The following is a 21,767-nucleotide window of genomic DNA, read 5'->3' on the forward strand; positions in this document are numbered from 1 at the left end:
GGCACGGTCTCCAACGCTCCTCATCGCCCCGGTCGTCCCGGGGCATCGACTTGGTGCTGTGCCCGCGGCTACCTACGGACACAGCCACCCCAGCATGTAGTGAATTGCATAATTTTGCAATTCACGGATTCAGTAGTTCATGAGTTCGATAGTTCCGGGACGGGACACCGCGCCCTGCGGGACGCCGAGTATCAGCGGGGCGGCTCGGCGGCGCCGGCCTCCCGGAGCCCCGCACACGCCGGACGGGCCGTGCGGAGACATCTCCGCACGGCCCGTCCGCGGAAAGACCCTAGGCGGGAACGCTCGCCACGCCCTGCGCCAGGAACTTCTTGCCGTTCACCCGCTCCGAGACACCCTCACGGTCCAGGTACGGCGTGATGCCGCCCAGGTGGAAGGGCCAGCCCGCGCCGGTGATCAGGCAGAGGTCGATGTCCTGGGCCTCGGCGACGACGCCCTCGTCCAGCATCAGACCGATCTCCTGCGCCACCGCGTCCAGGACCCGGTCGCGGACCTGCTCCTCGGACAGGACGACATCGCCCTGCTTCAGGAGCGCGGCGACCTCCGGGTCCAGCTCCGGCTTGCCGGAGTCGTAGACGTAGAAGCCGCGCTTGCCGGCCTTCACGACCGCGGCCAGGTTCTCCGACACGGTGAACCGGTCCGGGAAGGCACGGTTCAGGGTCTCCGAGACGTGCAGACCGATGGCCGGGCCGACCAACTCCAGCAGCACGAGCGGGGACATCGGCAGGCCGAGCGGCTCGATGGCCTTCTCGGCGACGTCGACCGGGGTGCCCTCGTCGATGACGTTCTGGATCTCGCCCATGAAGCGGGTGAGGATGCGGTTGACGACGAACGCCGGGGCGTCCTTCACCAGCACCGCGGTCTTCTTCAGCTTCCGCGCCACACCGAACGCCGTGGCCAGCGAGGCGTCGTCGGTCTGCTCGCCACGGACGATCTCCAGCAGCGGCAGGATCGCGACCGGGTTGAAGAAGTGGAAGCCGACGACCCGCTCCGGGTGCTTCAGCTTCGACGCCATCTCGGTGACCGAGAGGGACGAGGTGTTGGTGGCGAGGATCGCGTGCGCCGGGGCGACCGCCTCGACCTCCGCGAACACCTGCTGCTTGACGCCGATCTCCTCGAAGACGGCCTCGATGATGAAGTCGGCGTCGGAGAAGCCCTCCGCCTTGTCCAGCACACCGGAGACCAGGGCCTTGAGGCGGTTGGCCTTGTCCTGGTTGATCCGGCCCTTGCCGAGCAGCTTCTCGATCTCGGCGTGGACGTAGCCCACACCCTTGTCGACCCGCTCCTGGTCGATGTCGGTCAGCACGACCGGCACCTCCAGGCGGCGCAGGAACAGCAGCGCCAGCTGCGAGGCCATCAGACCCGCACCCACGACGCCCACCTTGGTGACCGGCCGGGCCAGGTTCTTGTCCGGGGCACCGGCCGGGCGCTTGGCGCGCTTCTGGACCAGGTTGAAGGAGTAGATCCCGGAGCGCAGCTCGCCACCCATGATCAGGTCCGCGAGGGCCTGGTCCTCGGCGTCGAAGCCGGCGCCCAGGTCGCCGTCCTTCGCCGCGGCGATGATCTCCAGCGCGCGGTACGCGGCCGGGGCGGCGCCGTGCACCTTGGAGTCGGCGATCGCCTTGCCCCGCGCGACGGCCTGGTCCCAGGCGTCACCGCGGTCGATCTCCGCACGCTCCACCGTGACCGTGCCGTTCAGCACGTTCGCGGTCCAGATCAGCGACTGCTCCAGGAAGTCCGCGCCCTCGAAGAGCGCGTCGGCGATCCCGAGCTCGAAGACCTGCTTGCCCTTGAGCTGGCGGTTCTGGTTCAGCGAGTTCTCGATGATGACCGAGACCGCGCGGTCGGCACCGATCAGGTTGGGAAGCAGCGCACAGCCGCCCCAGCCCGGGACCAGACCGAGGAAGACCTCGGGCAGCGAGAACGCGGGCAGCGCCTTGGAGACGGTGCGGTACGAGCAGTGCAGACCGACCTCGACACCGCCGCCCATCGCCGCGCCGTTGTAGTACGCGAACGTCGGGACCGCGAGGCCGGAGAGACGGCGGAAGACGTCGTGGCCGCCCTTGCCGATGGCCAGCGCGTCGTCGTGGTTCTTCAGCAGCTCGACGCCCTTGAGGTCGGCGCCGACCGCGAAGATGAACGGCTTGCCGGTGATGCCGATACCGGTGATCGCGCCCTCGGCGGCCTCCTTCTCGACCTGGTCGACGGCGGCGTTCAGGTTCGCCAGCGACTGCGGTCCGAAGGTGGTCGGCTTGGTGTGGTCCAGGCCGTTGTCCAGCGTGATGAGGGCGAAGCGCCCCGCACCGGCCGGAAGGTCCAGGTGGCGTACGTGCGCCTGCGTGACGACCTCGCCGGGGAACAGCTCGGCCGCGCCCTTCAGAAGCTCAGTGGTGGAGCTCACTTGTTGCCTCCGTCGGCCTTGTCGAAGTGCGGGTTCTCCCAGACGACCGTCGCGCCCATGCCGAAGCCGACGCACATCGTCGTCAGGCCGTAGCGGACCTCCGGCTGCTCCTCGAACTGGCGGGCCAGCTGAGTCATCAGACGCACACCGGAGGAGGCCAGCGGGTGACCGTAGGCGATGGCGCCGCCGTACTGGTTGACGCGCGCGTCGTCGTCGGCGATGCCGTAGTGGTCGAGGAAGGCGAGCACCTGGACGGCGAACGCCTCGTTGATCTCGAACAGGCCGATGTCGTCGATGGTCAGCCCGGCCTTCGCCAGGGCCTTCTCGGTCGACGGGATCGGGCCGTAGCCCATGACCTCCGGCTCGACGCCCGCGAAGGCGTACGAGACCAGGCGCATCTTCACCGGGAGGCCCAGCTCGCGGGCGACGTCCTCGGCGGCGAGCAGGGAGGCGGTGGCGCCGTCGTTGAGACCGGCGGCGTTACCGGCGGTGACCCGGCCGTGGGCACGGAACGGGGTCTTCAGACCGGCGAGCGACTCCAGGGTGGTACCCGGGCGCATCGGCTCGTCGGCGGTGACCAGGCCCCAGCCGGTCTCGCCGGCCTCGGCGTTGGTGCGGCGCACGGAGACCGGCACCAGGTCCTGCTGGATCTTGCCGTTGGCGTACGCCTTGGCGGCCTTCTCCTGCGAGCGGACCGCGTACTCGTCGGCGCGGAGCTTGGTGATCTGCGGGTACCGGTCGTGCAGGTTCTCCGCGGTCATGCCCATGAACAGGGCGGACTCGTCGACCAGCTTCTCCGACACGAAGCGCGGGTTGGGGTCCACGCCCTCGCCCATCGGGTGGCGGCCCATGTGCTCGACGCCACCGGCGACGACGACGTCGTACGCGCCGAAGGCGATGGAACCGGCCGTCGAGGTGACGGCGGTCAGGGCGCCCGCGCACATGCGGTCGATGGAGTAACCGGGCACGGACTGCGGCAGCCCGGCCAGGATTCCGGCGGTACGGCCCAGCGTCAGGCCCTGGTCGCCGATCTGGGTGGTCGCCGCGATGGCGACCTCGTCGATCTTCGCGGGGTCCAGGTCCGGGTTGCGGCGCAGCAGCTCCCGGATGGCCTTCACGACGAGATCGTCGGCGCGGGTCTCGTGGTAGATGCCCTTCGGGCCCGCTTTGCCGAACGGGGTGCGGACGCCGTCGACGAAGACGACGTCCCGGATGGTACGAGGCACGGTGGCTCTCCTCCAGGGTGCGGGATGGCACTGCTGCGCGGCACGCCCGGAAGCGCGCCGCCACCATCATGCTACTTGCGGGTAACCAGACTGCCCACCCCCCACGGCGGGAGCGGTGAAGGTCACATGCGGGCGGGACCCGGTACGGGTGCCGTTCCGGCCCCAGAACGGCGATCGCCGGACGGGGCTGGAATTCAGCCCCGTCCGGCGATCGGGAACACGATGTGGCCGCGGGCCGCACAACCTGGCGCGATTACGCCCCTCGAAGAGCCCTCCGGCGACGGCCGCTCAGGCGGTCTGCGCCAGCGCACCGACCAGCAGCGGGGCCACCTGCTCGATCTGCCAGCGACGCGCCCCGTACCCGGCGAGCGCGGTCTCGACCGAGTCCGGCGTCAGATTCTTCGGCGGCTCCCAGCAGACCCGGCGCACCGTGTCCGGGGTGATCAGGTTCTCCTGCGGCATGTGCAGCCGCTCGGCGAGTTCCGACACCGCGGCGCGGGCGGCCGAGAGCCGGGCCGCCGCCGCGGGGTCCTTGTCCGCCCAGGCGCGGGGCGGCGGCGGACCGGCGAGGGTCTGGCCGGGCTGCGGCAGCTCGGTGTCCGGCAGCGCCTTGGCCCGGTCGATGGCCGCCTGCCACTGCTCCAGCTGGCGCCGCCCCATGCGGTGGCCGTACCCGGGCAGCGCGGTCAGCGCCTGCGTGTTCGGCGGCAGCGCGAGCGCGGCCTCGACGATCGCGGCGTCGCCCAGCACCTTGCCGGGCGAGATGTCGCGGCGCCGGGCGACCTGGTCGCGCGCGGTCCACAGCTCCCGCACCACCGCCATCTGGCGGCGACGGCGGACCTTGTGCATGCCCGACGTGCGGCGCCACGGGTCCTTGCGCGGGGGAGCGGGCGGCGCAGAGGCGATCGCGTCGAACTCCTCGCGGGCCCAGTCCAGCTTGCCCTGCCGGTCTAGTTCCTCCTCCAGGGCGTTGCGCAGATCGATCAGCAGCTCGACATCGAGCGCCGCGTAGCGCAGCCAGGGGTCGGGCAGCGGGCGGGTGGACCAGTCGACGGCGGAGTGGCCCTTCTCCAGCGAGTAGCCGAGCACGCTCTCGACCATGGCGCCGAGGCCGACGCGCGGGAAGCCGGCCAGCCGTCCGGCCAGCTCCGTGTCGAAGAGCCCGGTGGGTGTCATCCCTATTTCGCGCAGGCAGGGCAGGTCCTGGGTGGCGGCGTGCAGGATCCACTCGCTGCCGCTCAGCACCTCGCCGAGGCCCGACAGGTCGGGGCAGCCGACGGGGTCGATCAGCGCGCTGCCCGCGCCGTCACGGCGCAGCTGTACGAGATAGGCGCGCTGGCCGTAGCGGTAGCCGGAGGCGCGCTCGGCGTCGACGGCCACCGGGCCGGAGCCGCCGGCGAAGTCGGCGATCACCCGGGCGAGGGCGTCGTCGGAGGCCACCACCGGGGGAATGCCCTCGCGAGGTTCGAGCAAGGGGATCGGCGCCGGGGCGACGTCGTCCGGGGGAGCGCCCCCGGTGGTTCGCAGTGAAGTGTCTGCTGCGGTCTCTTGGGCGTCGGTCACGTGTCAAGGGTATCTGTGTATGTACGGCGCCCGTCGACGGAACGTTCCGTCGACGGGCGCCGATGAATGCAAACCAGCCGGTCCGTGCCTGCGTGGACCCGCCGGGGTGCGGGCGTCAGTGGATGATTCCCGTTCGCAGGGCGACGGCGACCATTCCGGCGCGGTCTCCGGTGCCGAGCTTGCGGGCGATTCGGGCGAGGTGGCTCTTGACGGTCAGTGCGGACAGGCCCATCGAGACGCCGATGGCCTTGTTGGACTGGCCCTCGGCGACCAGCCGGAGGACCTCGACCTCGCGGCCGGACAGTTCGCGGTAGCCGCCCGGGTGGCTCGGGGTGCCGGGGGGCCGGCGGTGCATACGGGCGGCGTTGGCGCCGATGGGGGCGACGCCGGGACGGGTGGGGTGGCCGATATTGGTACGTGTGCCGGTGACTACATAGCCCTTCACGCCGCCCGCGAGGGCGTTACGCACGGCGCCGATGTCATCGGCGGCGGAGAGGGCGAGGCCGTTCGGCCAGCCGGCTGCTCGGGTCTCGGACAACAGGGTCAGCCCGGAACCGTCGGGCAGGTGGACGTCGGCTACGCAGATGTCGCGCGGATTGCCGACGCGGGGACGAGCCTCCGCGATGGACGACGCCTCGATGACGTCACGTACTCCGAGTGCCCACAGATGGCGGGTGACGGTGGAACGGACGCGCGGGTCGGCCACGACGACCATGGCCGTCGGCTTGTTCGGGCGGTAGGCGACCAGGCTTGCGGGCTGCTCTAGGAGAACGGACACCAGGCCTCCTGGGGGAGTGGACGGGACGGGCCGGCTCGGGGATGAAGCCGGGGCGAACCGTGCTTGAAGGGTCATTGACCTCTTCGGCAGCAGACCCGTGCTCCTTTAGGGGAAGATCACGATTTCGTGAGTAACAATTCGGGCAAATCGGACATGCGATCGATTGTACGACAAGAACGCCGGTAACCGTGCGCGAAATATGACGCACAGTTACCGGCAGGGGTAGGGTTTCGGCCAGAGAATTCAGAGCAGAAGATCAGGAAACCTGCGGACCGCGCCGTTGCGGAAGTGTCACCACCGCCGCGTCGGTGGGGCCCGACGGCGGCAGGCCGGCGATCTGGCACAGCAGGTCGCCCCACGCCATGAGATGCGCCGCCGTGTCCGGCACCCCGCCGCGGCCCTCCCGCGGCGTCCACGACGCCCGGATCTCGATCTGGGTCGCCGGGCGTCTCGCGCCCAGCGCGCCGAAGTAGTGCGACCCCGCCCGGGTCACCGTGCCGCCCGCCTCCCCGTACGAGAGACCGCGCGCCTCCAGCGCGCCGGTCAGCCAGGACCAGCACACCTCCGGCAGCAGCGGATCGGAGGCCATCTCCGGCTCCAGTTCGGCCCGCACCAGCGTCACCAGGCGGAAGGTGCCCTGCCAGGCGTCGTGTCCGGCCGGGTCGTGGAGCAGCACCAGGCGGCCGTCGGCGAGATCGTCCTCGCCGTCGACGACCGCCGCCTCCAGCGCGTACGCGTACGGAGCGAGCCGCTTGGGCGGCCTCGTCGACTCCACCTCCAGCTCGGGGCGGAGCCGCGCGGAGTGCAACGCGTCCACCGCCGACCGGAAGGCGGGCGGGACGGAACCACCCTCCTCGCTGTCCTTGCTGTCAGCGCCATCGGTTTGATCGGAGAACTGTCCCTGAGCCGGAGCCATGCGGGGAAGAGTAGGCGGAACCGGCGCTTCGCGCAGGGAGGGACACCCTGGCGGGCTCGGCCGCTTGTCCCCGCGTCCACGGTCGGGGAGGGGGCGAGGCCGTCGCGGCTTCGTGCGAAGATTCCGGTGTGAGTGCCAACGACCGCCCCATGGGCCAGCAGACGAATACCTCCGCCACCCATGAGTCGGCGTTCCTGAAGGCGTGCCGGCGCGAGCCGGTGCCGCACACGCCGGTCTGGTTCATGCGCCAGGCGGGGCGCTCCCTGCCCGAGTACCTGAAGGTGCGCGAAGGCATCCCGATGCTCGACTCCTGCACGATGCCGGAGCTCGTCGCCGAGATCACGATGCAGCCCGTCCGCCGCCACAAGGTCGACGCCGCGGTCTACTACAGCGACATCGTCGTCCCCCTCAAGGCGATCGGCATCGACCTCGACATCAAGCCCGGCGTCGGACCGGTGATCGCCGAGCCGGTCCGCACCCGCGCCGACCTGGCCAGGCTGCGCGACCTGACCCCCGAGGACGTCCGGTACGTCACCGAGGCCATCGGGCTGCTCACCGCCGAGCTGGGCGCCACCCCCCTCATCGGCTTCGCCGGGGCGCCGTTCACCCTCGCCAGCTACCTCGTGGAGGGCGGCCCGTCCCGCAACCACGAGCACACCAAGGCCCTGATGCACGGCGACCCGCAGCTCTGGGCCGATCTGCTCGACCGGCTCGCCGAGATCACCGGCGCCTTCCTCAAGGTGCAGATCGAGGCCGGCGCCTCCGCCGTGCAGCTCTTCGACTCCTGGGTGGGCGCGCTGGCCCCCGCCGACTACCGCCGTTCGGTGCTGCCCGCCTCCGCGAAGGTCTTCGACGCAGTCGCCCCGTACGGCGTCCCGCGCATCCACTTCGGTGTCGGCACCGGTGAACTCCTCGGCCTGATGGGCGAGGCGGGCGCGGATGTCGTCGGCGTCGACTGGCGGGTCCCGCTGGACGAGGCCGCGCGCCGGGTCGGTCCCGGCAAGGCGCTCCAGGGCAACCTCGACCCCGCGGTGCTGTTCGCTCCGACGGCGACCGTGGAGGAGAAGACCCAGGAAGTGCTGGACGCGGCCGCCGGTCTCGAAGGCCATGTCTTCAACCTGGGCCACGGCGTGATGCCGACGATGGACCCGGACGCGCTGACCCGGCTCGTCGAGTACGTGCACACCAGCACCGAGCGCTGAGCGGCCGGGCCGGGCACCGCGCACTCAGGCGGTGCCCGCCCGCCGTACCGCGGTCACCGCCTTGCGGGCCGCCACCAGGACCGGGTCCCAGACCGGCGAGAACGGCGGGGCGTAACCCAGGTCCAGGGCGGTCATCTGCTCCACCGTCATCCCGGCAGTGAGCGCCACCGCCGCGATGTCCACCCGCTTGGCCGCCCCGTCCCGGCCCACGATCTGCACCCCGAGCAGCCGGCCCGTGCGGTACTCCGCGAGCATCTTCACCGTCATCGGCCGCGCCCCCGGGTAGTAGCCCGCCCGGCCCGTCGACTCGATCGTCGCCGTGACGTACCGCAGACCCACCGCGCGGGCGTCCTTCTCGCGCAGACCGGTGCGGGCGATCTCCAGGTCGCACACCTTGCTCACCGCGGTGCCGACCACTCCCGGGAACGTCCCGTAGCCGCCGCCGACGTTGGACCCGATGATCTGGCCGTGCTTGTTGGCGTGGGTGCCCAGCGCGATGTGGCGCGTGCGGCCCGCCACCAGGTCGAGGACCTCCACGCAGTCGCCGCCCGCCCAGATGTTGTCGTGCCCGACGACCCGCATCGACAGATCGGTCAGCAGCCCGCCGTGCGGGCCGAGCGGCAGCCCGACGGCGCGGGCCAGCGTCGTCTCCGGCTCCACGCCGATCCCGAGCACCACCACGTCCGCCGGGTAGGAGGCGTCGCCGGTGGCGACCGCGCGGACCCGGCCGTCCGAGCCGGTGCGGATCGCGGTGACCTCGGCCCGGTTGACCGTGGTGATGCCCAGGCCGTCCATCGCGTCGTGGACCAGCCGCCCCATGTCGGGGTCGAGCGTCGCCATAGGCTGCTCGCCGCGGTTGAGCACGGTCACCTCGAAGCCGTGCTTCAGCATGGCCTCCGCCATCTCCACGCCGATGTAGCCCGCCCCGACGACGACCGCCCGCCCGGTGCCCGGGGCCCGGTCCAGGGACTCCAGCAGCGCCTGGCCGTCGTCCAGGGTCTGCACCCCGTGCACCCCGGGCGCGTCCATGCCGGGCAGCGCCGGACGCACCGGCCGGGCACCCGTCGCGATCACCAGCTTGTCGAAGCCCGTCCAGTACGACTCGCCGGAGCCCAGGTCCAGCGCCCGCACCCGCTGCCCGGCGACATCGATCTCCGTGACCTCGGTACGCATCCGGAGGTCGATGTCGCGGGCCCGGTGCTCCTCGGGCGTACGCGCGATGAGGTCATCCCGCTCCGCGACGTCGCCGCCGACCCAGTACGGGATGCCGCAGGCGGAGTACGACGTGAAATGGCCCCGCTCGAACGCGACGATGCTCAGCTCGTCGGGGCCCTTGAGCCTGCGGGCCTGGGACGCGGCGGACATGCCCGCCGCGTCACCACCGATGACCACCAGTCGCTCCGCCGTCATGCCTGGTCCCTTCGACACCCGGGGTCCGTCCCCGGTCCGAAGGGACCACGCTACGACGCCGGGGGAGCGGGCGAGGACCCGCCCGGCCCCGGCGCCCGCGGCGCACGGCGTCCGGGCAGCCGGCGGCGCAGCAGCCGCCACAGCAGCAGGAGCACGGCCGCCGCGGCCAGGAACGGGGCCGCGGCACCCACCGCCATCGCCAGCCACAGCAGCGCCGTCACGAACGCGTGCCAGCCGCCGCCGAGCGCGTCCAGGAAGCCGGGACCGTCGTCGCCGTCCTTCGCCGCCGTCTCAGGCTCGGAGAGATCGAGGGTGATCGTGGCGAGCGTGGTGCGGTCCTTCAGCGACGCCTGCTGGGCGAGCAGCGACTCCAGGGACGCCTGACGGCTGCTCAGCTCGCCCTCCAGCGTGACCACGTCGCTGAGCTTCTCCGCCTGGTCCATCAGCTTCCGTACCCGCGCCACACTCGCCCGCTGGGTGGCGATCCGGCTCTCCACGTCGACCACCTGGTCGGTGACGTCCTTCGCCGACGAGGTGCGCGACAGCAGCTTTCCGGTGCCCGCGAGCCGCTTCAGCACCGCCTCGTACTCGCCCTGCGGAACGCGTAGTACGAGACGTGACATGTCATGTGTGTCGTCGACCCGCTCGGTCTTCTCGTCGGCCACCAGACCGCCCGAACCCTCAGCGGCCGAACGGGCGACCGCGGCCGCCTTCGGCACGTTCCGCACCTCCACCGAGAGCGCGGCGGTACGGATGACATGGGTGCCGGAGGGCAGGGCGTCGGTCTTCTTCCGCTGTGACGGCGAGCCGGCCGTCCCCTGCTCCGCCTTCCCGGCCGCCGCGTCGGCGGCGCCCCGCTCCTCGGCGCCGAACGCCCGCTTGCTGTCGCCGGAACTCGCGTCGCTCGCGCTGTCCGAGGCGGCGCAGCCGCTCAGCGCGAGCAGGCCGGCCACGAGGCCGGCTGCCAGGACCAGACGCGGACGGCGGACCGATGAACGGCCGGGATGCCGGTGTCTCTGCATGAATGCCCCCCAAGGCGGGTCGTCGATGGTGCCGGTTCGACGTGCCGGACCGGGGCACCGGTTGCCGAATACCGGTTTCGAAGCAGTCACGTTCAGGACTCGGACCGGGTTTGAGAGAGTGGGGGCATGCAGCGTTCAATAAACCGCGCGGAACCGGACACCGGACACGTCGTCGTCATCGGCGGTGGCATCGCCGGTCTCGCCGCCGCCCACCGGCTCCTCGGAACCGGCCTGCGGGTCACCCTGCTGGAGGCCACCGAGCGGCTCGGCGGCAAGCTCATGACCGGCGAGATCGCCGGCACCCAGGTCGACCTCGGCGCCGAGTCGATGCTCGCCCGGCGCCCCGAGGGCGTCGGCCTGGCACACGACGTCGGGCTCGCCGACCGCCTCCAGCCGCCCGCCACGGCCACCGCGTCGGTCTGGACGCGCGACGCCCTGCGCCCCATGCCCAAGGGCCATGTGATGGGCGTCCCCGGCGACCCGGCGGCGCTCGGCGGACTGCTCACCCCCGAGGGCCTCGCCCGCATCGCGCAGGAACGCGACCTCACCCCGACCCCCGTCGGCGACGACGTCGCCGTCGGCGCGTACGTCGCCGACCGGCTCGGCCGCGAGGTCGTCGACCGGCTCGTGGAGCCGCTGCTCGGCGGTGTGTACGCGGGCGACGCCTACCGGATCTCGATGCGCGCCGCCGTACCGCAGCTCTTCGAGGCGGCGCGGGAGGGCGGCTCGCTGCTCGACGGCGTCCGCCGCATCCAGGAACGGGCCGCGGCCCGGCAGCAGACCGGACCGGTCTTCCAGGGCCTGGCCGGCGGCATCGGCACCCTGCCGCAGGCGGTCGCCGACGCCGTGCGCGCGGGCGGCGGGGAGATCCTCACCGCCACCCCCGTCCTCGGCCTGACCCGTAGCGCCGAGGGCTGGGACGTCCGCACGGACACCCGGGTCATCCACGCCGACGGCATCGTGCTCGCCGCCCCCGCCTGGTCCGCCTCCACGCTGCTCGCCGCCGAGTCCCCGGCGGCCTCCGCCGAGCTCGCCGGTGTCGAGTACGCGTCGATGGCGCTCGTCACCATGGCCTTCCGCCGCTCCGACATCGCCGCCACCACCGCACTGGACGGCCGCTCCGGCTTCCTCGTCCCCCCGGTCGACGGCCGCACCATCAAGGCGTCCACCTTCTCCTCCCACAAGTGGAACTGGGTCGCCGAATCCGCCCCGGACCTCTTCGTCCTGCGGACCTCCGTCGGCCGCTACGGCGAGGAGGACCACATCCACCGCGAGGACACCGAGCTGGTCGACGTGTCGCTGCGCGACCTCGCCGAGGCCACCGGCCTGGCCGCGAAGCCGGTGGACACCGAGGTCACCCGGTGGATCGGCGGACTGCCTCAGTACCCCGTGGGCCATCTCTCCCGGGTCGCCCGGATCCGCGACGAGGTCGCCAAACTGCCCGCGCTGCGGGTCTGCGGAGCGGTCTACGACGGCGTCGGCATCCCGGCGTGCATCGCGAGCGCGCACCGCGCCGCGGACGAGATCGCGGCCGACGTCACCGGCGGTTCCGGGGAAGAGATCATCGCCACGTCGACCCTGGTTAAGGGCACACGGAGCGAGGCGGGACAATAGCCGTATGAGTGCGCCTGAGACTGTGAAATCAAGCAAGGGCCCCAACGCGGGTAAGAAGGCCAAGGACCTCAACGAGGTCATCCGCTACACGCTGTGGTCCGTCTTCAAGCTGCGCGACGTCCTGCCCGCGGACCGGGCCGGCTACGCCGACGAGGTCCAGGAGCTGTTCGACCAGCTCGCGGCCAAGGACATCACCGTCCGCGGCACCTATGACCTCTCCGGCCTGCGGGCCGACGCCGACGTCATGATCTGGTGGCACGCCGAGACGGCGGACGAGCTCCAGGAGGCGTACAACCTCTTCCGGCGCACCAAGCTGGGCCTGGCGCTGGAGCCGGTCTGGTCGAACATGGCGCTGCACCGCCCCGCCGAGTTCAACAAGTCCCACATCCCGGCGTTCCTGGCCGACGAGACGCCGCGCAACTACATCAGCGTGTACCCCTTCGTGCGCTCCTACGACTGGTACCTGCTGCCCGACGAGGACCGCCGCCGCATGCTCGCGGACCACGGCAAGATGGCGCGCGGCTACCCCGACGTCCGGGCCAACACCGTCGCCTCCTTCTCGCTCGGCGACTACGAGTGGATCCTCGCCTTCGAGGCCGACGAGCTCCACCGCATCGTCGACCTGATGCGTCATCTGCGGGCCTCCGAGGCGCGGATGCACGTCCGCGAAGAGGTCCCGTTCTACACGGGGCGCAGGAAGTCGGTTGCAGACCTGGTGGCCGGGCTCGCGTAGCGAGCGGGCTCCGACCACCCCAACCCGGAAGATCAGACGGCGGGCACCGGCGCATCACGCGCTGCCCGCCGTTCCAGCGACACCGGGTTCGGCTCCGGGTGCGGCGCGCGTCCAGCGCGCCGCACCGGCGTCTCTTCGACACTCCCCACCGCACACCACTTCATGACGGACCGCCCGGACCGCCGCCGAGCGCGGCCCGCAGCGCCGGATCGTCCACGGCGCGCACCCCGCGTACCGCGATCGCCGCCAGCACATCACCCCCGGCGTCCGGCACATCGTTCGCGGCGAGCAGCCGCTGACCGGCGGGCGACGCCCACGAGCTGTACGGATGGACCTCCATCCGGGCTATGGCCAGACAGCCGACGGTCAGCGCGAGCGGCAGCCCGAACCACACCAGCAGCGACACCACCGGCCCGCCGGGGCCGTGCTCCTGACCGGGCATCAGCAGTGTTACCGCCCCCATCGAGACCACCAGCAGAGCCGCGCCGCGCACCGCGCGCACCGCGGCCGCGACATCGGTACCCGCGCCGCCGGGCAGCGCCAGCCCCGCGGCGACCAGCCGGTCGGCCAGCGCGCGTACGGCATCGGCGCCGGCCGCGGCGGTCCGTATCGGCGGTATCGGGGACTGGCCCTGCGGCCCTATCGCACGGATCACCGTGCGCTCCATCTCGTCGCGGCCCTCCGGGTCGACGACCGTCGCCCAGCCGGTGTGCGCGAGCAGCAGCCGTCGGCGCAGATGCATCCCGGCCAGCACCAGATCGACCACCCGGTGGGGGCCGCCGGCCAGGAACGCGGTCTCGTACAGGGTCAGTTCATGACCGGCGGCGATGCTCCCCACGTCATCGACGGGCGCGCCGGACAGCAGCCCCGTGCGGGCCGAGACGAGGCAGAGCCGGACGCACGAGACGGTTGCCGCACCCCATGCGACCAGCAGAAACAGAACCCAGAGCATGGCGGCTTTCTATGCGAGGAGGGATCGGAAAGCCATGGCCTGTTCACCATGCGGACGGCCAGGGCCCGTCCGGCGCCACCGCAATCGCCCTAACTGCCGCAACTGGACCCGCCACCACAGCTGGAGCCGCCGCCGGAGCAACTGGAACCGCTGCTGCTGCTGCCGCCGCAGCCGGAACCGCTCGAACCGCCGCAGCCGGACCCCGAGCCACAACTCGACCCGGAACTGCACCCGCCCCCGCCGCCTCCGCCACTGCCCCCGTCGCCGGAACTCCCGCAACTGCCGTGGCCGGGGCTCGTACCCGCACACCACACCACCGGCGCGAGCAGCAGGGCGGAGGAACCCGTGGACGACGCCGACGCCGCCGTCGTGTGCGCCCGCCGCCCGGCCGCCCGCCCCTGCGGCCGCATCCGGGCCGCCGCGATCAGCTGCGCCTGGAGCACCGGATCGGGGAGCGCCCGCAGCCCGTGCGTGGCCACCAGACGGGCCGGGCCCGGGTCGTAGGCGTGAGCGGCGCGGTAGGCCTCGGCGGCCCGGCGCCCCGACCTGGTGACGCGGCCCCGGGCGACGCCGGCGCAGATGAAGCCGGTGAGCAGGCCGAGGATCAGGACCGGGAGCACCTTGAAGACGAACGGCACGTGGGAGTCCGGGGACAGTTCGTCGGACAGGGACTGGGCCACGGTCGCCACGACGGTGAGCGGGACGGCCAGTACGCAGACCAGCCCCTGGACGATGCCCCAGCGGCGCCACGTCCGGCTCGCGGTGGGCGCGGCCAGCAGACCGCGGGCCGCGAGCCCGTCGCCGACCTCCTGCACCGCCGGGTGCCGCATCACCGCCTCGCGCAGGGTGTGCAGCGCCCCGCTGGGAGCCGTGGCGTGCTCCTGGAGCACCGCGCGTTCCACCGGGTCATGGGCTTCGGCCCGCTGGACGGCGACGATTCCGGGACCGCCGACGGCGATCCGGCCGTCCGCCTGCATCGCGGTGAGCGCGGTGTCCACGACCCTGCCCGGACCGCCGTTGAGGAAGGCGACCTCGTGAAGGTCGTGGACGGCGCCGCCGGCGCCGCCACGGGCCCGCGAGAGCCCCACGATCAGGAGCACGGAGGAGACCACGATCCCGAGGTCCACCAGCAGTGCGACGGTGTTCATGCCGGTCACCTTCCGATCAGGGCCGCGCGGGCGGCTCGTACCAGCCGGGTCGTGCGGCGCGGTGGGTGCGCACCGGCCCGGTCCTGCCACCAGTGGGTCAGCCGGCGCCGGGCGGCGGCGTCGGCGGGCCGGCCCGCGATCAGCAGCTGCTCGGCGAAGTCCAGCGCGTCGCGCCGGTATCCGCCGGACATCGGGCGGGCACCGGCGTACGAGAGAAAGGCGTCCCGGTAGCCGCTGCCGAGGATCTCCGGCAGCTCGGGCGCCACCTTGGCGACGACCCCGGCCCGCTTGGCGGCCAGGGCGCGGCTCTGGACGCCGAGGCGTTCCCGGTCGAAGCCCTGCGGGGCGGGCCCGCCGGCGACGAGCGCGGAGAGCAGCGCGGTCTGGGCCGCCGCGAGCCGGTCGCGCGTGGCGTCGGCGGGCGTGGACGCCCCGGCCGGCGCGGACGGGCGGACACGCGGGGCGGGCCGCTCCGCGCCCCCCGACGCCCCGCCCAAAGTGGCGCGGATCATGCCCAGTTCGCCCGCCAGCTCCGCGGCCGGCGGAAAGTCGTCGTCGCGCTCCAGCAGGACGCCGGGCGGGTCGACCCGGGAGCGGAGCTCGGCCAGGACGTCGAGGACCGGCCCGGTGACCGGGTGGGCGTGGGTGTCGTGCCACACGCCGTCCCTCTCGACGCCGCCCGCCACATGCACGTAAGCGATGGCCTCCACCGGCAGCTCGTCGAGCGCGGTGGCCGGGTCCTCGCCGAGGTTGACGTGGTTGGTGTGCAGATTGGCCACGTCGATCAGCAGCCGTACCCCGGTGCGCTCGACCAGCTCCGCCAGGAACTGCCCCTCGGTCAGCTCCTCGCCGGGCCAGGAGATCAGCGCCGCGATGTTCTCCAGGGCCAGCGGCACCGGCAGCGAGTCCTGCGCGATGCGTACGTTCTCGCAGAGCACGTCCAGCGCGTCCCGGGTCCGCGGGACGGGCAGCAGATGACCCGCCTCCAGAACCGGCGAGGAGACGCGCGGCCCCCCGGCCCGTACGAACGCGATGTGCTCGGTCACCAGCGGCGCGGAGAGCAGCTCGGCGCGGGCGGCGAGATCCGCGAGCCGGCCCTGGTCGGGGCGGTCGGCACCGCCGAGCCCCAGCGAGACCCCGTGCGGTACGACCGTGACACCGCGCTCCCGCAGCCGTACCAGCGAATCGGGCAGATGACCGGTGCAGATGTTCTCCGCGACCGCCTCCACCCAGTCGATCCCGGGCAGCGCCTCGACGGCCTCCGCGATCTCCGGCCGCCAGCCGATCCCGATTCCCAGCTTCATGCCGTCCCCCTCCTCCGCTCGTGCAGGGCTCATGGCCCCTCGGGGCGGTGGTGAATCCGAAGAGGGGGACGTTCAGAGCTCGATTTGAGGTTCCCGGCCCCGGCGCTCAGCCGCGTCGCAGTGCCGGGTGGTCGGCGACCACCGTGCACGACCCGGGGGCGATCTCGGTGAACCCGGCGTCCTGCACCACCGGAAGCCCGCTCACCGTGAGCTCCCGCCAGCTCCCCGCCTCCGCGGTGGCGACGGAGAGCGGGAAGCCCGCCTCGCGCCACGCCTTGCGCTCCGTGTCCGACAGTTCCCACCAGGCGAGCTGCGCACCGTGCCCGGCCTGCGCCATCGCCTTGCCCGCCGACATGTCCAGCTCCGGGTTGAGCCACAGCACCGGACCCGAGCGGTCGGGCGCGGCCGGCGGCTCCGGATCGTCCAGATCCGTCCCCGACACCTGGAGCTTCGCCAGTTCCTTCGGCCAGCCGTCCAGCGGCACCGGCGGGAAGACCCGCACCTCGGCGCTCTCACCGGTGACCGTGATGCCCGGCAGCGCCGACGCCTTGCGCCACTCCGCGCCGCGCGCCCGCCGCACCACCTTGCGGATCCGGGCGTCCTGCCAGTCCCGCATCACCCGCGCCCACTCGCCCTCGCCGGTCGAGCGCTCGTCGCTGAGCATCACGAGCACCGCGCGGGCCGCCGTCCGCAACGCGTCGGTACGTGCCGGGGGAGCCGTCTTCTCGATGTGCACGACCAACGGCAGTACGTACTGCGGCGCCTCGTCGCGGCTCGTCGGCTCCGACCTGAACGGGCTGTCCGCCCCGGGCGAACGGGGAGTGGACGGGGACGCGGGAATGTCATTGCTGCTCACCCGGTCCAGTCTGCCAGCCGCCCGATCCGGGTCTCTTGGCGGAATGGATCGCTCCGGGTGAGGATGCACCGCATGAAGAGCGATCTCTTTTCCAGCGAGAACCTGGCACAGCAGGCGACAGCCCCCGGGATGACCCTGCAGAACGCCAAATCCATCAAATACGCCGTCAACGGCGAGATGCACGCCCGCCAGGGAGCGATGATCGCCTTCCGCGGTGATCTGCAGTTCGAGCGCAAGGGTCAGGGCATAGGCGGCATGCTGAAGCGCGCCGTCACCGGCGAGGGACTGCCGCTGATGGCGGTCCGCGGCCAGGGCGAGGCCTGGTTCGCGCACGAGGCCGCCAACTGTTTCATCGTGGAGATGGAGCACGGCGACGTCCTCACGATCAACGGCCGCAACGTGCTCTGCTTCGACCCCACACTGTCCTACGAGATCAAGACCGTGAAGGGCGCCGGGATGACCGGCGGCGGGCTCTTCAACAGCGTTTTCACCGGCTACGGCAAGCTCGGCCTGATGTGTGAGGGCCACCCCATCGTGATTCCCGTCACGCCGCAGCAGCCGGTCTGCGTCGACACGGACGCGGTGGTCGGCTGGAGCGCCAACCTGACCACGTCGCTGCACCGTTCGCAGAGCGTCGGCTCGATGATCCGCGGCGGATCCGGCGAGGCCGTCCAACTGCGGCTGGACGGCGAGGGATTCGTGATCGTGCGGCCCAGCGAGGCCAAGCCCGAGAAGACGGCCAACTGAGGCTGGACGGGGTCGGCCGCCGATACGGGATCGGCGGCCCCTGGGTGCTGCGTGGGATCGACCTCGACCTGCCCACACACACCCTGATCCGGATCGAGGGGGCCAACGGCACCGGCAAGTCGACCCTGCTGCGGCTGCTCGCCGGGATCGACGCCCCGACGGAGGGCCGGATCTCCGGCCGCAGGGCACGCACCGCCTACGTCCCCGAGCGCTTCCCGGCCGCGCTGCCGTTCACCGCGTCCGGGTACCTCGTCCACCTCGGCCGGATCCACGGCCTGCGGACCCCCGAGGCGGCGGACCGCGCCAGGTCCTGGCTGGCCCGCTTCGGGGCCGCAGGCCACGCCCGTACACCGCTGCCGGAACTCTCCAAGGGCACCAGCCAGAAGGTCGCCGTCGCCCAGGCGTTCCTCGCCGAGCCGGAGCTGCTGATCCTGGACGAGGCCTGGACCGGGCTCGACACGGCGGCCCGCGACGAGCTGGACCGGGCGGTGGCCGAACGGGTCGCGTCCGGCGCCACCGTCGTCTTCGTCGACCACGACCCGCGCAGGCTCGCCGGGGCGGCCGACGCCGTGTTCCGGATCGAGGGCAACACCCTCCTCGCCGCCCCCGGGGCACCCGCCACCGGGACCGGCCCGCGGATACGGATCGAGGCGGCGGGCCCGCCCGGCGCCAAGCTCCCCGCCGGACTGCCGGGCGCTCCGGAGCACACCCCCGCGCCCGGCGGAGGCGTACGGCTCACCGTCGCGGCCGCGCACTCCGACGCGCTGCTGCGCACCCTGCTCACCGCCCACCCGCCCTGGCACATCCGGCACGTGGCCACCGCACCCGCCCGTGTCGAGAGCCCCGGTCCGCACCGGTCCGCCACGGACCCGGGCGACCGCCCGACCCCCGAGGCACCATGACCGCCCTCCTGCGCTACCAGACCGCCCTGCTGGTCCGCTCCCAGCGCTGGCTCGCCCCGGTCCTGCTGTACGCGGCCTTCATCGCCATCGGAGTGCAGTGGGGACAGCCCGTCCTCGACTCGCTCGGCTACACCGCCGCCGGGCTCCTGCCCGTCACCGCCTGGCTCGTACAGCTCTGTGCCGGCCAGGAACCGCCCGCCGCCCGCACCGTCACCGCCGCGGCGGCGGGACCGGCGAGGGCGCACCTGGCGGCGCTGCTCGCCGGGCTCGGCTGCGCCGGGCTGCTGGGCGCGGCCGCCACTTCGATCGTGCTGCTGATCAGCAAGCCGGCCAGTGCCGACAGTTCCGTCCGGGTGCCGCTGCTGCCCGCCGGGATCGCGGGGCTGCTCGCCGTCGCCTGCTGTGTGCTGCTGGGGGCGGTGATCGGCGCGCTCTGCACCCGGCCGCTGCTGCACCGGCGCGGCTGGTCCGTCGCCGCCACCGTGCTGCTCGCCCTGGCGGCCCTGGTGACCGGTGGTTCGCCCGCGAACGCCGCCGTGACCGGCCTGGTCACCGGGTCGCGGACGGGCACGGTGCACCTGCCCGTCCTGTCGCTCGTCGCCGCCACCGCCCTCGCCGTCGCAGCGGCCGCGCTTGTCGGCAAGGTGGCTTCCCGGCGCGCCTGAGTAGGCTCGTACGCATGGACGAACGCAGGGAAGAGACGTACTGCGGTGCATCCACCGCGACCACCGCAGCCACCGGGACGGAGACCGCCGCGGGGCCCCCGTACGCCGAGTGCGTGCTCTGCCGGAAGCCGACCGAGTACCCGGAGTCGGTGAAGGGCATCACCCTCTGCCCGGTCTGCGAATGGCAGGAGGCCCAGCGCACGGCGTGCTCCGGCTGAGCGGGACACGGGCCGCGGTCAGTGCTGCGCGGCCCGGATCAGGTCGGAGACCTTCACGAAGCGGTACCCGCGCTCGCGCAGCTCCGGAACGATCCGCTCGACCGCCTCGTCGGTGACCGGCGCCGCGCTGAGGGTGCAGTGCATGACGACCAGTGACCCCGGCTTCACCTCGTCCAGCACCTGCTCGGCCACCGCGTCCGGGTCCGTCGCGAAGGCGTCGCCGCTGATGACGTCCCACTGGACCGCCGTCACCTTCTCGGGCGCGAGCGCGCGCAGCGAGGCATCGTCGTAGCAGCCGCCGGGGAAGCGGAAGTACGGCACCGTGTTGCGCACTCCCGCCTTCCGGAACGAGGCGGAGGCCCGCGCCACATCGGCGCGCATGCCGTCCTTCGGCACGGCCGGCAGCCCGTAGCAGGGGGACTTGAAGGCGTAGTGGCTGTACGAGTGGTTGCCGACCTCGAAGAGCGGATCGGCGCCGATGGACCTGGCCTGCGCCGGGTACTCATCGGCCCACCGCCCCGTCATGAAGACCGTGGCCGGCACCTTCGCCCGGCGCAGCAGATCGATGAGTCCGGGATTGTCGAAATGCTCGCCGGCCGCCGCGCGCGGTCCCTCGTCGGCCGTCATGTCGGCGTCGAAGGTCAGCGCCACCACCTTCTCGCCGGCCTTCACCCCGCGTTCGAAGACCGGCGTCCGCGCGCCGGGGCCCGGAGCCAGCGTGGGCGGCGCCGAGGCCGCGTGCGACGGGGCGTGGGCCGCGACGGGCGTACGCCCGGCGGCCGGGGGGCCGTCGGCAGGCGCACTGCCGGGGCCCCCGCAGCCGGCGAGGCTGCCGAGCACCACACCGAGAACGGTCAGAGCCGTCGATTTCCGCACAGAATGAGTCACCAGCGGAAAGTATCGGCTTATCTGACCTATGGGTGGATATGGGGCAGCGCTCGGCCGGAGTCGCGCCCGGATTCACCCGGGCCGTCGAGTCGGCGGGGGCGGACCGGCCGAGTGGGCCGGCCGGTCCGCCCCCGCCGAACCGCGCCTACGCGTAGGCGCGGACGGCGACGACGTGGGCCGACGGGGCGCCGTTGGTCGCCTCGACGACGATCCTCAGAGCCGTCGAGGTGACCGGCTCGTCCAGGGTGTGCACCTGGCGGCGCCGCCGGTTGTCCGTCGAGCGGGAGACGGTCCGCCAGGTGCCGTCCGCCTCGCGTGCCTCGACGCGGTAGTCCCGCAGCAGGGTGGGCAGCGTCTCGAACGGGGTCCGGTGGTGGTGCAGGTTGATCAGGTCCTCGTTGACGTCGTCGTCGGCGAGCACGTCGATCCGGCCCAGGGTGACCGGCTGCGGCCAGGCCAGCTCCAGCCAGGCCCCGACGCCGTCCCGGAGCGGCTCGGAGACCCACATGTGCGGACCGGCGTACGGGCGGGCGTAGCCGTCCACGGCCCTGGCGGGGGCGTACGCGGCGGTCCCGCCCGCCCGGAAGCAGAAGGCGCGGCGCAGCAGGCCGTCGTCGGTCCACTCGCGCAGCGGCTGCGGCGACTCCTGCTCCGGGCGCAGCGGTACGTGGGTGAAGCCGAGGACGCCCGGGGCCGGCCCGTCGGTGCTGTACAGGGCGAGGTCCTCGTTCGCCCGTACCCGGACGAAGGCGTTGCGGGCGCTCCCGGGCGACCAGCGCAGCCCCGTCCCGACCCACTGCTTCGGCCCGGCGGCGACCGGGACGGTGACGGAGGCGACGAGGCGGCGCGGGACGTAGTTCTGCCCGAGCTCCGGGTCGTACAGCTCGACGACGAGTTCGGTGTCCCGCTCGGCGTCGACGAGCAGTTCGAGGCCGGTCAGCTCGGGGTCGACGGGCAGCACCAGACCGGCGTCGGCGGTCAGCGGCACACGCTCCAACAGCGCCTCGGCGGCGAGCTCCGTCAGGGTGGACGAGGCCGTGGCGGTGGCGCTCAGGGCCAGATCCTCCGGGTCGCTCGACGCCAGGCCGACGACGGAGGCGTCCTCCCGCAGCAGGGTGCGCTGCAGCGCGGGCACGTCGAGCGCGCGCGGGGTGATGCCCCGGGCGGCGCAGAGCGCGGCGGCGGTGCCCGCGGCCTGGCCGAC

General features: G+C 72.7%; 19 protein-coding genes and 1 pseudogene. 7 read left to right on the top strand and 13 right to left on the bottom strand.

Annotation, left to right across the window (positions count from 1 at the left end; translation table 11 throughout):
- Window positions 1-289: 289 nt before the first annotated feature.
- The 5 genes from EES42_RS28590 to EES42_RS28610 all read right to left on the bottom strand — a co-directional run bounded on the left by EES42_RS28590 (window position 290) and on the right by EES42_RS28610 (window position 6,902).
- Entirely contained in the window at window positions 290-2,419 is a 2,130-nt protein-coding gene (locus tag EES42_RS28590) for a 3-hydroxyacyl-CoA dehydrogenase NAD-binding domain-containing protein (protein ID WP_124721162.1), read from the bottom strand.
- Entirely contained in the window at window positions 2,416-3,645 is a 1,230-nt protein-coding gene (locus tag EES42_RS28595) for a thiolase family protein (RefSeq protein ID WP_124721163.1), read from the bottom strand. The genes EES42_RS28590 and EES42_RS28595 overlap by 4 nt, the downstream gene beginning before the upstream one ends.
- A gap of 288 nt (window positions 3,646-3,933) precedes the next feature.
- Window positions 3,934-5,208 carry an HRDC domain-containing protein gene (locus tag EES42_RS28600; RefSeq protein ID WP_206433626.1) on the bottom strand — a complete coding sequence of 425 codons (1,275 nt, stop codon included), beginning with the start codon at window positions 5,206-5,208 and terminating at the stop codon, window positions 3,934-3,936.
- Window positions 5,209-5,323: 115 nt separating this feature from the next.
- Window positions 5,324-5,986, bottom strand: coding sequence for a helix-turn-helix transcriptional regulator (locus tag EES42_RS28605; protein ID WP_024488613.1), 663 nt, complete (start codon window positions 5,984-5,986; stop codon window positions 5,324-5,326).
- Window positions 5,987-6,242: 256 nt separating this feature from the next.
- Window positions 6,243-6,902: a DUF3000 domain-containing protein gene (locus EES42_RS28610; RefSeq protein ID WP_124721164.1), complete on the bottom strand. Its 660-nt coding sequence runs from the start codon at window positions 6,900-6,902 to the stop codon at window positions 6,243-6,245.
- 149 nt (window positions 6,903-7,051) lie between these two features.
- Here EES42_RS28610 and hemE point away from each other — a divergent pair, with 149 nt between their 5' ends.
- A complete protein-coding gene (gene hemE, locus EES42_RS28615; protein ID WP_124721553.1) occupies window positions 7,052-8,104 on the top strand; it encodes a uroporphyrinogen decarboxylase in 1,053 nt (350 codons plus the stop codon).
- Window positions 8,105-8,128: 24 nt separating this feature from the next.
- On the opposite strand, the gene EES42_RS28620 is transcribed toward hemE, so the two are convergent.
- Together EES42_RS28620 and EES42_RS28625 are read right to left on the bottom strand one after the other, a co-directional pair.
- On the bottom strand, window positions 8,129-9,514 hold the full coding sequence (locus EES42_RS28620) for an FAD-dependent oxidoreductase (RefSeq protein WP_124721165.1): 1,386 nt from the start codon (window positions 9,512-9,514) through the stop codon (window positions 8,129-8,131).
- A 50-nt stretch (window positions 9,515-9,564) separates the two neighbouring features.
- Window positions 9,565-10,536 (bottom strand): DUF4349 domain-containing protein, encoded by a 972-nt coding sequence (locus EES42_RS28625; protein ID WP_124721166.1) that lies wholly within the window; start codon window positions 10,534-10,536, stop codon window positions 9,565-9,567.
- A 126-nt stretch (window positions 10,537-10,662) separates the two neighbouring features.
- Here EES42_RS28625 and hemG point away from each other — a divergent pair, with 126 nt between their 5' ends.
- Window positions 10,663-12,150: a protoporphyrinogen oxidase gene (hemG, locus tag EES42_RS28630; protein ID WP_124721167.1), complete on the top strand. Its 1,488-nt coding sequence runs from the start codon at window positions 10,663-10,665 to the stop codon at window positions 12,148-12,150.
- 4 nt (window positions 12,151-12,154) lie between these two features.
- A complete protein-coding gene (hemQ, locus tag EES42_RS28635; RefSeq protein WP_124721168.1) occupies window positions 12,155-12,883 on the top strand; it encodes a hydrogen peroxide-dependent heme synthase in 729 nt (242 codons plus the stop codon).
- 160 nt (window positions 12,884-13,043) lie between these two features.
- Here hemQ and EES42_RS28640 read toward each other — a convergent pair whose 3' ends face one another.
- From EES42_RS28640 to EES42_RS28655, 4 genes are all read right to left on the bottom strand, one after another.
- Window positions 13,044-13,835 carry a TIGR04222 domain-containing membrane protein gene (locus EES42_RS28640; protein WP_124721169.1) on the bottom strand — a complete coding sequence of 264 codons (792 nt, stop codon included), beginning with the start codon at window positions 13,833-13,835 and terminating at the stop codon, window positions 13,044-13,046.
- Between the two features lie 89 nt (window positions 13,836-13,924).
- Entirely contained in the window at window positions 13,925-14,983 is a 1,059-nt protein-coding gene (locus tag EES42_RS28645) for a TIGR04222 domain-containing membrane protein (protein WP_124721170.1), read from the bottom strand.
- 5 nt (window positions 14,984-14,988) lie between these two features.
- A complete protein-coding gene (locus EES42_RS28650) occupies window positions 14,989-16,287 on the bottom strand; it encodes an MbnB/TglH/ChrH family RiPP precursor modification enzyme (RefSeq protein ID WP_124721171.1) in 1,299 nt (432 codons plus the stop codon).
- Window positions 16,288-16,393: 106 nt separating this feature from the next.
- Window positions 16,394-17,143, bottom strand: a complete 750-nt coding sequence (locus tag EES42_RS28655) for a peptidyl-tRNA hydrolase (RefSeq protein ID WP_124721172.1) — start codon at window positions 17,141-17,143, stop codon at window positions 16,394-16,396.
- Window positions 17,144-17,215: 72 nt separating this feature from the next.
- Between EES42_RS28655 and EES42_RS28660 the strand changes: the two genes are divergently transcribed.
- The 4 genes from EES42_RS28660 to EES42_RS28670 are packed head-to-tail and all read left to right on the top strand — an operon-like array spanning window position 17,216 to window position 19,675.
- Window positions 17,216-17,890, top strand: coding sequence for an AIM24 family protein (locus EES42_RS28660; RefSeq protein WP_124721173.1), 675 nt, complete (start codon window positions 17,216-17,218; stop codon window positions 17,888-17,890).
- Between the two features lie 44 nt (window positions 17,891-17,934).
- Window positions 17,935-18,792: an ATP-binding cassette domain-containing protein gene (locus EES42_RS46450; protein ID WP_241196635.1), complete on the top strand. Its 858-nt coding sequence runs from the start codon at window positions 17,935-17,937 to the stop codon at window positions 18,790-18,792.
- Window positions 18,789-19,457: an ABC transporter gene (locus EES42_RS46455; RefSeq protein WP_241196636.1), complete on the top strand. Its 669-nt coding sequence runs from the start codon at window positions 18,789-18,791 to the stop codon at window positions 19,455-19,457. The genes EES42_RS46450 and EES42_RS46455 overlap by 4 nt, the downstream gene beginning before the upstream one ends.
- 14 nt (window positions 19,458-19,471) lie before the next feature.
- On the top strand, window positions 19,472-19,675 hold the full coding sequence (locus EES42_RS28670; RefSeq protein ID WP_124721175.1) for a hypothetical protein: 204 nt from the start codon (window positions 19,472-19,474) through the stop codon (window positions 19,673-19,675).
- Between the two features lie 18 nt (window positions 19,676-19,693).
- Here the strand turns inward: EES42_RS28670 and EES42_RS28675 are convergent, their stop codons facing one another.
- Complete coding sequence (locus tag EES42_RS28675; protein WP_124721554.1) at window positions 19,694-20,551, bottom strand: polysaccharide deacetylase family protein; 858 nt, start codon at window positions 20,549-20,551, stop codon at window positions 19,694-19,696.
- Between the two features lie 157 nt (window positions 20,552-20,708).
- A pseudogene (locus EES42_RS28680) lies at window positions 20,709-21,767 on the bottom strand (pyridine nucleotide-disulfide oxidoreductase); the annotation flags it as partial.

The organism is Streptomyces sp. ADI95-17 (assembly GCF_003846175.1).
Lineage (GTDB): Bacteria > Actinomycetota > Actinomycetes > Streptomycetales > Streptomycetaceae > Streptomyces > Streptomyces sanglieri.

What these genes read in the sequence shown, in the direction of transcription:
- EES42_RS28660 (WP_124721173.1), top strand. Translation starts at nt 17,216, where the DNA reads ATGAAGAGCGATCTCTTTTCCAGCGAGAACCTGGCACAGCAGGCGACA.
- hemE (WP_124721553.1), top strand. Translation starts at nt 7,052, where the DNA reads ATGGGCCAGCAGACGAATACCTCCGCCACCCATGAGTCGGCGTTCCTG.
- EES42_RS28645 (WP_124721170.1), bottom strand. Translation starts at nt 14,983, where the DNA reads ATGAACACCGTCGCACTGCTGGTGGACCTCGGGATCGTGGTCTCCTCC.
- EES42_RS46455 (WP_241196636.1), top strand. Translation starts at nt 18,789, where the DNA reads ATGACCGCCCTCCTGCGCTACCAGACCGCCCTGCTGGTCCGCTCCCAG.
- EES42_RS28640 (WP_124721169.1), bottom strand. Translation starts at nt 13,835, where the DNA reads ATGCTCTGGGTTCTGTTTCTGCTGGTCGCATGGGGTGCGGCAACCGTC.
- EES42_RS28670 (WP_124721175.1), top strand. Translation starts at nt 19,472, where the DNA reads ATGGACGAACGCAGGGAAGAGACGTACTGCGGTGCATCCACCGCGACC.
- EES42_RS28620 (WP_124721165.1), bottom strand. Translation starts at nt 9,514, where the DNA reads ATGACGGCGGAGCGACTGGTGGTCATCGGTGGTGACGCGGCGGGCATG.
- EES42_RS28625 (WP_124721166.1), bottom strand. Translation starts at nt 10,536, where the DNA reads ATGCAGAGACACCGGCATCCCGGCCGTTCATCGGTCCGCCGTCCGCGT.
- hemQ (WP_124721168.1), top strand. Translation starts at nt 12,155, where the DNA reads ATGAGTGCGCCTGAGACTGTGAAATCAAGCAAGGGCCCCAACGCGGGT.
- EES42_RS28650 (WP_124721171.1), bottom strand. Translation starts at nt 16,287, where the DNA reads ATGAAGCTGGGAATCGGGATCGGCTGGCGGCCGGAGATCGCGGAGGCC.
- EES42_RS28610 (WP_124721164.1), bottom strand. Translation starts at nt 6,902, where the DNA reads ATGGCTCCGGCTCAGGGACAGTTCTCCGATCAAACCGATGGCGCTGAC.
- hemG (WP_124721167.1), top strand. Translation starts at nt 10,663, where the DNA reads ATGCAGCGTTCAATAAACCGCGCGGAACCGGACACCGGACACGTCGTC.